Below are 8,736 nucleotides of genomic sequence, written 5' to 3' on the forward strand. Positions count from 1 at the left end.
TATTTTTGTTCTACTCCATCAAGCCATAGTGATTGAGAGTAACCAAGTTCTTGTGCTTTCTTTTGACCTTTAAGTGATCCAGCATAGTTACCTGCAGTTTTAGCAAATCCAAATCCACCACGAACTGCACGAACATATTCATGTTCTACATAAATTTTATTAGGTTGAAGACCTGCTTTGAAGTAGCTTCCTGATGGAGATAAAATGATTACGAATTTAACTTCGTTATTTGGGTGTACTCCAAGTGCTTCTTCTGAACCATATAAGAACGGTCTAACATATAGTGAAGTACCTTCAGATTTAGGAATCCAATCTTTATCGATAGAGATTAGTTTTTTTAGTGCAGCTAATGCAAATTCTTCATCTAATTCAGGTAAAGCGATACGATCTGAAGATTTGTTTAAACGTTTAAAGTTTTGTTCAGGGCGGAATAAAACTGCTTCTCCATTAGCGTTGTATGCCTTCATACCTTCAAATACACTTTGTCCATAGTGTAATACATTTAATGCAGGTGATACAGGTATTGGACCATAAGGAACGATACGAGGATCATACCAGCCTTTATCAACTGACCAATCCATGATAAACATATGGTCGGTAAAAACCGATCCAAAACCAAGTTTGTCATCAGGTGTTTTTTCTTTAGGTGTAGTTGTAAGTTCTACTCTGATATCATTTACTGTTAGTTTTGTCATAATTATATTTCTCCTTATCTTAAAACAATTAATTTGTTAACTTAATAAAACTATTATAATACTAATTGAATATTTTTTCAATACTTTTCTTTAAATTTTCTGAAATTTTAATGAAACTATCCGATATTTCTTGTTGCAAAATTTATAAAAATACTATAAAATGTTTAGAGTACTATTGTTAATATTTTTCTCTTAATATTACTTATACTAATTTAATTTTTATTGAAAATGTGTTACAATATTAGAAATATATTATTAATAATGTACCTAGTAAAGAAAGAAGGCAGATATATATGGATATAAAAAAATCATTAGAAAACAAATTTAATACATCTTTAGCTAATCTAACAGGTTCGCCTATTAGAGAATTTGATAGATTTGCTTCATCAATAGATGGTATTATTAAACTTACATTAGGAGAACCAGACTTTGACACTGCTGAAGAAGTAAAAGAGGCGGCTAAAGTCGCACTAGATAACAACAGAACTCACTATTCTGTAAATAATGGTATAGAAGCTCTAAGATCAGCATGGGCTAAAAATTTGGAAAAGAGATATAATGTAAATTACAGCTCTGATGAGGTTATTGTGACGATTGGAGCTTCAGCGGCGATAGAACATACTATTTCAGCGATTACGAATGAGGGAGATACTATTTTAGTTGTAACACCTTATTTTTCAGCGTATGAAGGAGTGGGTATTTTAAATAAATGTAATATAAAATTTATCGATACTGTAGATAATGGCTTTAAAGTACGTCCAAGTGATTTAGAAAAAGCTTTAGAAGAAAATAAAGATGCAAAAGCAATTTTAATAAACTACCCTAATAATCCAAGTGGAGTTTCTTACACAAGAGATGAGGTTAAGGAAATTGCTGATGTATTAGCTAGATACGATATCTTTGTACTTAGTGATGAAATTTATGGTGATATTACTTATAATTTCAAACATACATCTCTAGCAGAATTTATTCCGGAGCAAACAGTTCTAATTAGCGGACTATCAAAATCACATGCTATGACAGGATGGCGTATTGGTTTTATAGCAGCTCCTGAGGCAATGATTAGAAAAATTGGTGTATTCCACCTGTTTACAGTATCTGGAGCACCAACATTCATTCAAGATGCAGCTGTAGTAGCATTAAGTGACGAGAATGTTGATAAATATAATAATCATATGATTGAAACTTATAGAGAAAGAAAAGACTATATGGTTCCAAGACTTCGTGAATTAGGATTTGAAATTCCAGAAATAGATGGAGCATTTTATATATTCGCTAAAATTCCTGCAAAATATCGTGACCTAGGAGCCATGGAATTTTGTAAATTATTAGCGAAAGAAGCACGTGTGGGAGTTATTCCTGGAACAGCATTTGGGAAAGCATACAATGATTTCTTTAGAATTAGTTATGCAACTAGCATAGAAAATATTAAAGAAGCTGTTGAAAGAATTTCTCAATTTATGAATAAATAAATTATAGTAGAAAGGTCATTATAATGAAGGGGAAATTCATAACAGTAGAGGGTTCAGATGGTTCAGGTAAAACTAGTTTTATTACCTTTGCTACAGACTATTTAAAAGAAAAAGGGTATAAAGTAATTACCACACGTGAACCAGGTGGAACAGTATTTAGTGAGAAAGTAAGAGAGCTTCTTTTTGATAGTTCAAATGATATCGATGCAAAGACTGAAAGTCTACTGTTTTGTGCAAGCCGACGTGATCATATTGTAAAAAAAATATTACCGTATGTAAATGATGGATATATAGTTATATGTGATCGTTTTGTAGATAGTTCAGTAGCTTACCAATCATATGGTCGTGGTTTAGATAAACAAGAAATCTTGGATATAAATGCGTATGCTACTGATAATCTTGAACCCGATTTAACGTTATACTTTTGTTTAGATGTTGAAGTAGGATTAGCTCGCACAAAAAACAGAGATGATAATAACCGAATGGATCAAGAAAGTTTGAATTTTTACAGAAATGTTAAACGAGGTTATGACAATCTTTCAAAAGAAAATAGCGAGCGTATTAAAGTAATAGATGCTAGTGATACTTTTGAGAATGTCCAAAAGCAGGCACTTTCAATATTGGAAGGATTTTTAAACAATGAACTTTAGTAAAGATACAGTTGTAATAAAATCTTTAACAAATACATTAAAAACTGATAAACTATCCCATGCCTATTTAGTAATAGGTGAGGATAGTTTATATTGTGATGAGTTTATTTTAAGTTTTGTTAAAGCGATATTTTGCTTAGAAAATAAAAATAAGGAATTTTTCAGTTGTGAAAAATGTAATAATTGTCGAAGTATTAATCATGAAAATTACGTTGATTTTTATAGATTAACAAGTGAAACTTCTATAAAAAAAGAAGAAATCCAAACTTTAAAATCAGATTTGAGTGTTAAAGCATTTTATGGTAAAAAAATATATTGGATAAAAGATATCGAAAAGATGACTGAACAAGCAGCTAATAGTCTTCTTAAATTTTTAGAAGAGCCTGAAGATGATATTATAGCTATACTTAGTTGTAAAAATATCAGTGCGGTATTACCTACAATTATTTCTCGCTGCCAACAGATAAAATTAGTTGGTCAAAGTAATAATATAGAAAGTGTACAAAATGAAGAGCTGATAAAATTTGTTGCTGAATATGTAAGGAAATATATTAATAAACCACATTTAGCAAATATTTATATTTTAGAAATATTAAAAACAAAAGAAGATATAGTCGAATTTTTTAAATATTTGAGCATTCAAATAACTAATAGTTATACCGAAAATAATCGACACGATGTCGTGAACATAAGTAAAGTGCAGGAAAAAGTACTGCTAGCTGTAACAGATTTGAAATCAAACATTAATGCTACATTGGTTTTAGAGAAGTTCCTTTTTACAGTTTTATTAGATAATAATAATTTAGAATTTTTAATACGAGGTTAGTATGGAAGATAATTTGAGGATAGATACAGTTTCGAAAAATTATAAGATATTACAAAAAGTTGATCATTATAGCATGTCAACAGATTCGTTTTTACTCCCGTATTTTGCTAATGTACCAAAAAGTTTTAAAAAAAATATAATAGAACTCTGTAGTGGTAACGGTGGTATCTCGATAATTTTAAGAGAAAAATCCGCAGCTAAGATAGAAATGATAGAAATTCAAGAAGATTTAGTTGAACTTAGTAGAAAGAGTCTGAAGCTAAATGGAATTACTAATGTAGAAGTGAGAAGCGGTGATATAAAAAATGTAAAAGAATACTATAGACCATCATCGTTTGACTATGTTATATGTAATCCACCGTATTTTCCTGTTGAAAATATGCCGAATCAAAGAGAAAAACACAATCATAATATATCAAGACATGAACTATTATGTAACCTTAGTGATGTAGTGCAGGCGATTAGATATTTAGTTAAACAAAATGGAAAGTTTGCACTAGTTCATAGAACTTATAGAATAAGTGATATCATCTCTGAATGTGAGAAAAATGGACTAGCGATAAAGAGAATAAGATTTGTATACAGTAAGTCTTCAAGTGAAAATAGTAAAATAGTACTTGTTGAAGGTAGTATTTCAAAGGTTAGTGATATTAAAGTTGAACAGCCGTTTTATATTTATAATGAAGATGATAGCTATACAGATGAGATGAAGAAAGTGTATGGAATTTATGAGTAGCTTTATGTATGTAGTTGAGTGTTGCGACAAAACTTGGTATACTGGATATACAACAGATATAATAAGAAGAATAAAAACTCATAACGCGAAAAAAGGCGCAAAGTATACGAGAGTAAGAGTACCTGTTAAACTTATTTATTTTGAAGAGTTTGAAACGAAAAGCAAAGCTACACGTGCGGAAAGTTTATTTAAGAAATTGACACGTAGTAAAAAAGAAGAATATATATTATTAAATTTGAATACAGAAAAAAGGCAAAAAATAAAAGATTTTAATATGAAAATAAAGGAAAAATAACTATGTTATATTTAGTAGGAACACCAATCGGTAATTTGGAAGATATTACATTAAGAGCATTAAGAGTGTTAAAAGAAGTGGATATTATAGCTTGTGAAGATACGAGAAATACTCAGAAGTTATTGAATCATTATGAAATAAAGGGTAAGAAATTAATCAGTTATCATGAACATAATGAGGATAAAATGAGCGATAAAATAATTGAATACTTAGAAGAAGGGGTAGATATAGCGTTAGTAACTGATGCAGGTATGCCATGTATTTCAGATCCAGGTTACGTATTGGTTGATAAGGTAAAGAGCGCTGGGCTTGATGTAGTAGTTTTACCTGGTGCTAATGCTGGTCTTACTGCACTAGTAGCGAGTGGAATTGAATCTTATAACTATACTTTTTATGGATTTTTACCAAGAAAAAGTAAAGAACTTAAACAAAAGTTAGAGGTTATTTTGAACTCAAAAACAACGGGGATTTTGTATGAGAGTCCACATAGGGTTAAAAATTTAATCGAAGAGATTGCTAAGCTAGCACCATCAAGAAAAATTGCTGTAGCTAGAGAACTTACGAAGATGTTTGAACAAATAGAAACATTTGAGGCTAGTGTAATATTGGAGATGTTAGGTGAAAAGATTAAGGAAAAAGGGGAGTTTGTAGTGATTGTTTCTCCGTCAAAAGAAGAGGAGCACAAAGAACTTAATCTTGAAGACATTGTAGAATTAATATATGAAAAAGTTCAAAGTGGTGAGAAAAAATCAGAAGCTATTAAGAATACTGCTAAAGATTATGGCATAAATAAAAAAGAGGTTTATAGTTTATATCATGAAAAATATGATTAGTTTTGTATCTGTGAATATATTAATAGTAATCTTTCTAATTGCCGCAATACATATTAAAATATTTTTCCTGCCATTAACATTTTTTGTATTCTTAAATATATTTTTAATATATAGAAGAAGTTCAGAGTTAGACAAGAATGAACAAAAGAAAAAGATTATGTTGCATAATGTTAAAAATTCTTTAGGTATAATACTTGGTTATACAGAAGCACATAATGATGAATTAATTACAAAAGAGGAACTAGATGAAAGAATTAATGAGGAGATTCAAGGGATAGTTTCAATGATAAAAGACGAGATCTATAAGTAGATTTCGTCTTTTTTAGGTTGTTAAAATTGTAAAGTGAGCAAAATATTAAATTTTATGGGGATATACTGATGAAAGATTTAATAATAGTTATAGTGATTTACTAGGGAATCGTTTTATAATAAGTTGCTAGTGCTTTAGTTTGAATGTATGCTTATAACAAGATAAGTCTATTTCTATTGTTATAGTTTCTTTACTGTTAACATCAATGTTTTTTTGGGTTTAGTAAGAGTGCCAATCTGTTTTATAAGAAAAAATACAAACTTATGAAATAATCGTTAAATAAAATTATTTTTAATAATTTAACGTTTGTTGTAAGAAGAGTATTATTAATAAGTAGCGGATTAATAAATAACTAATGATATATATATATATATATACTATGAAAATGTTAGTAATATTATTAAAGTAATTAATACTATAAAAATAAAAAATATAAAAAAAAATACAGTAAATTCGAGTTTTATACTTTATTTTATTATGAAATAGTGATATTATATAGTTATATTAGGCGAGGTATGCATATTTAAATAAAGAAAATTTATATAGGAGAAAATTTATGGTAGGAAAAAATAATCTTAAAAAAAGATTAGAACAAAAAGCTGAAAAAATAGAAACATACTCAATTAAGAAATTCAAAGTCGGTACGGCGAGTGTTCTTGTAGGTGTTGGTTTACTTTTTGGTGCTGGAGTAGCAGAAGCGAGTGATAGTATTGCCCAGCAAAATAGTAATAAAAGCGTAGAAGATGTAAAAGAGTCTCCAGCGACTATTTCGACGCCAGCTGAAGTTAAGCCTTTAGAAACTAATGCTCAAAGTACAAGAGAAAAAGTTGCAGAAGCGGTAACTGAAAAGTTAAATACACAAACTTCTGAAAAAGCAGAAACTAGCGCTAAAGCACAAACTAGTGAAAAAACTCAAAAAGAAGTAGATAAGTCAGTATTGGCTCAAAAAATTGAAGAATTAAAAATTCAGATTGGAAGAATTAAAAATAATACTAAACAACAAACTATTCTAAATGATGCATCTAATAAACTGGCATCAGCAGAAGGTTTATTTAATGTTGCAACTTCTCAAACAGAAGTAGATGCGAAAGCTAAAGAAATTAGTTCGTTAACAACTATCCTAAAATCAATTAAGGCTGAAGAAGTTACAAAAGAAAATAAAAACAAAGACAGCCGTAATGGTAAAAAGATGGAAGAAGGAACTGGTTTCAGAACAGGTGAAACATCAACTTCTACAACTATAGGGGTTGGAGCAGATGTAGTAGATGCTACAGAAACTCCCGCAGTTACAAGACCTCCTTATACAGAGAGAAAAGTAGCGGAAGGACTTGCAAAACAAATTGCATGGTTAGACTTCTCAGATCTAAATAGCTGGTCAAATGTTGATATACAAAATGGAAATGTATATTTAAAAGAAGGCTCAATTTATGAAAAAGAAATTATGCCTAACTACCGCATTAAGTTGAAGGTTAAATCATTAAAACCATTCCAAGCGACAGAAATTTATAGAAAGCGTATGGAAGCAAATAATGCTACAGCAGATGAGAAAGCAACCTTTAATCCAAATGCGACTAATGGACTTATTTTAAGAACTGATAACAACCCTGTAAGAATTACTGCACAAGCTCAGGATCAGTGGTCTGAGATTAGAGATAATGGTATTAATACAAATGGAAGAAAAACCTCTATTATAGCAGATCGTCTTGGATCTAATATTGGGGTTCAATTTGAAATTAGTGGTACTTATAAAGGAAATGTTGTTCGTCCAGCCGTAGTAATGGCCGATGCGGAAAGTGCAAACCCTGGAGAAAATATTGTCTTTACAACTAATGGTAGCGGTTGGCAACAAATCATAGATTTGAAAAAGAACTATACAGATGCTCATAGATATAGACCGCTAAATTATTATACAACTGATTATAAAAGAATTCCAGATGCATCGTGGGGTAATGATGTATACAATACTCAGGCTATCCTTGATGCAGGTGCCGGGAACAAGATAGTACCTAAATTCTTTACGAATCCAGACCAAGAAACGGGCGGTCTGGGCACAGGTGTATTTGGACCTGGTGTTACAGCTGGGAAATACAGTGTTCCTGTTGTAATGACAAAAAATGCAACAGAAGTGGGGATGTACGTTTTCTCAAGCGGAGCGCAAGCAGCCATGATAGGGGTTGCGCCTATTGATGAAGGAGATGCTCCTACAACATATGGTGAAGCAACTCACACGATGAATACGAGAGACGGATTAACAGGAGCCGTAGTAAAACAGCCATACTTAGGGTCTGAAAGACCGGATGCGGATACTGGTACCCCTAAAAACTGGCATGGTGATGATGATACCGATACAGCGGATGAAGGTATCAATCAATTACTTCCTGATAGTTTAAAAGGTAGTGAAGGAAATATTATTAAAGCCAATATTTCAGAAGCTGGTTATTATACTTTAAATATTCAAGCGCACACAGGTGGTGCTGAAAGAGCATTTGTTCGTTCGTGGCTTGATTTTAATGGTAATGGTAAGTTTGACGAAGAGGAAGCTTCGGATATTGCTGAAATTACAGAAGATGGCGATGTAACATTACACTTTAGAAATAAAACTTCAAGAGATGCGGGAAGTTTACTTCAGGCAGGTACAAGAGTACGTATTGCAACAAGTAGAGATGAAATAGAAAATCCTACAGGCCTAGCATTCTCAGGGGAAGTAGAAGACTTTAATGCGAAGATTACTCACCCACCTAAAGGAGAGAAGAAAACTACAATTGGAAATGCTACAATTGGAAATAATGTAGAAAAACAAAGCGCTACTGTTCATTTCACTCCAAAAGGTAAAAATATTTATGAAAAAGATGATGTGGATGCGGTAATCGATACGAATGTTGCTCCTATTTATATCAATAATAAAACTAAAAAACCAAT

At 31.1% G+C, this 8,736-nt stretch carries 9 protein-coding genes; 8 read left to right on the forward strand and 1 reads right to left on the reverse strand.

Annotated elements, in window-relative coordinates; translation table 11 throughout:
- The coding region (locus RWQ73_RS07075) for an aminotransferase class IV (RefSeq protein ID WP_314407630.1) at window positions 1–695 on the reverse strand (695 nt) is incomplete at its 3' end.
- 293 nt (window positions 696–988) lie between these two features.
- Between RWQ73_RS07075 and RWQ73_RS07080 the strand changes: the two genes are divergently transcribed.
- The 8 genes from RWQ73_RS07080 to RWQ73_RS07115 form a co-directional block, all read left to right on the forward strand.
- Window positions 989–2,167: an aminotransferase class I/II-fold pyridoxal phosphate-dependent enzyme gene (locus RWQ73_RS07080; protein WP_314085505.1), complete on the forward strand. Its 1,179-nt coding sequence runs from the start codon at window positions 989–991 to the stop codon at window positions 2,165–2,167.
- Between the two features lie 23 nt (window positions 2,168–2,190).
- On the forward strand, window positions 2,191–2,817 hold the full coding sequence (tmk, locus tag RWQ73_RS07085; protein ID WP_314407632.1) for a dTMP kinase: 627 nt from the start codon (window positions 2,191–2,193) through the stop codon (window positions 2,815–2,817).
- Entirely contained in the window at window positions 2,807–3,643 is an 837-nt protein-coding gene (locus tag RWQ73_RS07090; RefSeq protein WP_314407634.1) for a DNA polymerase III subunit delta', read from the forward strand. The genes tmk and RWQ73_RS07090 overlap by 11 nt, the downstream gene beginning before the upstream one ends.
- Before the next feature lies 1 nt (window position 3,644).
- Entirely contained in the window at window positions 3,645–4,379 is a 735-nt protein-coding gene (locus tag RWQ73_RS07095; protein WP_314407635.1) for a methyltransferase domain-containing protein, read from the forward strand.
- Entirely contained in the window at window positions 4,363–4,674 is a 312-nt protein-coding gene (locus RWQ73_RS07100; RefSeq protein WP_314407636.1) for a GIY-YIG nuclease family protein, read from the forward strand. Before RWQ73_RS07095 ends, RWQ73_RS07100 begins: the two co-directional genes overlap by 17 nt.
- A gap of 2 nt (window positions 4,675–4,676) precedes the next feature.
- Complete coding sequence (gene rsmI, locus RWQ73_RS07105) at window positions 4,677–5,507, forward strand: 16S rRNA (cytidine(1402)-2'-O)-methyltransferase (protein WP_314407637.1); 831 nt, start codon at window positions 4,677–4,679, stop codon at window positions 5,505–5,507.
- Window positions 5,491–5,817, forward strand: coding sequence for a hypothetical protein (locus RWQ73_RS07110; protein ID WP_314407639.1), 327 nt, complete (start codon window positions 5,491–5,493; stop codon window positions 5,815–5,817). Before rsmI ends, RWQ73_RS07110 begins: the two co-directional genes overlap by 17 nt.
- 556 nt (window positions 5,818–6,373) lie before the next feature.
- Window positions 6,374–8,736, forward strand: a 2,363-nt coding sequence (locus tag RWQ73_RS07115; protein WP_314407640.1) for a CshA/CshB family fibrillar adhesin-related protein, incomplete at its 3' end; no start/stop codon positions are given.

It is taken from the genome of uncultured Gemella sp. (assembly GCF_963525875.1).
Taxonomy (GTDB): domain Bacteria; phylum Bacillota; class Bacilli; order Staphylococcales; family Gemellaceae; genus Gemella.

What these genes read in the sequence shown, in the direction of transcription:
- RWQ73_RS07080 (WP_314085505.1), top strand. Translation starts at nt 989, where the DNA reads ATGGATATAAAAAAATCATTAGAAAACAAATTTAATACATCTTTAGCT.
- tmk (WP_314407632.1), top strand. Translation starts at nt 2,191, where the DNA reads ATGAAGGGGAAATTCATAACAGTAGAGGGTTCAGATGGTTCAGGTAAA.
- RWQ73_RS07090 (WP_314407634.1), top strand. Translation starts at nt 2,807, where the DNA reads ATGAACTTTAGTAAAGATACAGTTGTAATAAAATCTTTAACAAATACA.
- RWQ73_RS07095 (WP_314407635.1), top strand. Translation starts at nt 3,645, where the DNA reads ATGGAAGATAATTTGAGGATAGATACAGTTTCGAAAAATTATAAGATA.
- RWQ73_RS07100 (WP_314407636.1), top strand. Translation starts at nt 4,363, where the DNA reads ATGGAATTTATGAGTAGCTTTATGTATGTAGTTGAGTGTTGCGACAAA.
- rsmI (WP_314407637.1), top strand. Translation starts at nt 4,677, where the DNA reads ATGTTATATTTAGTAGGAACACCAATCGGTAATTTGGAAGATATTACA.
- RWQ73_RS07110 (WP_314407639.1), top strand. Translation starts at nt 5,491, where the DNA reads ATGAAAAATATGATTAGTTTTGTATCTGTGAATATATTAATAGTAATC.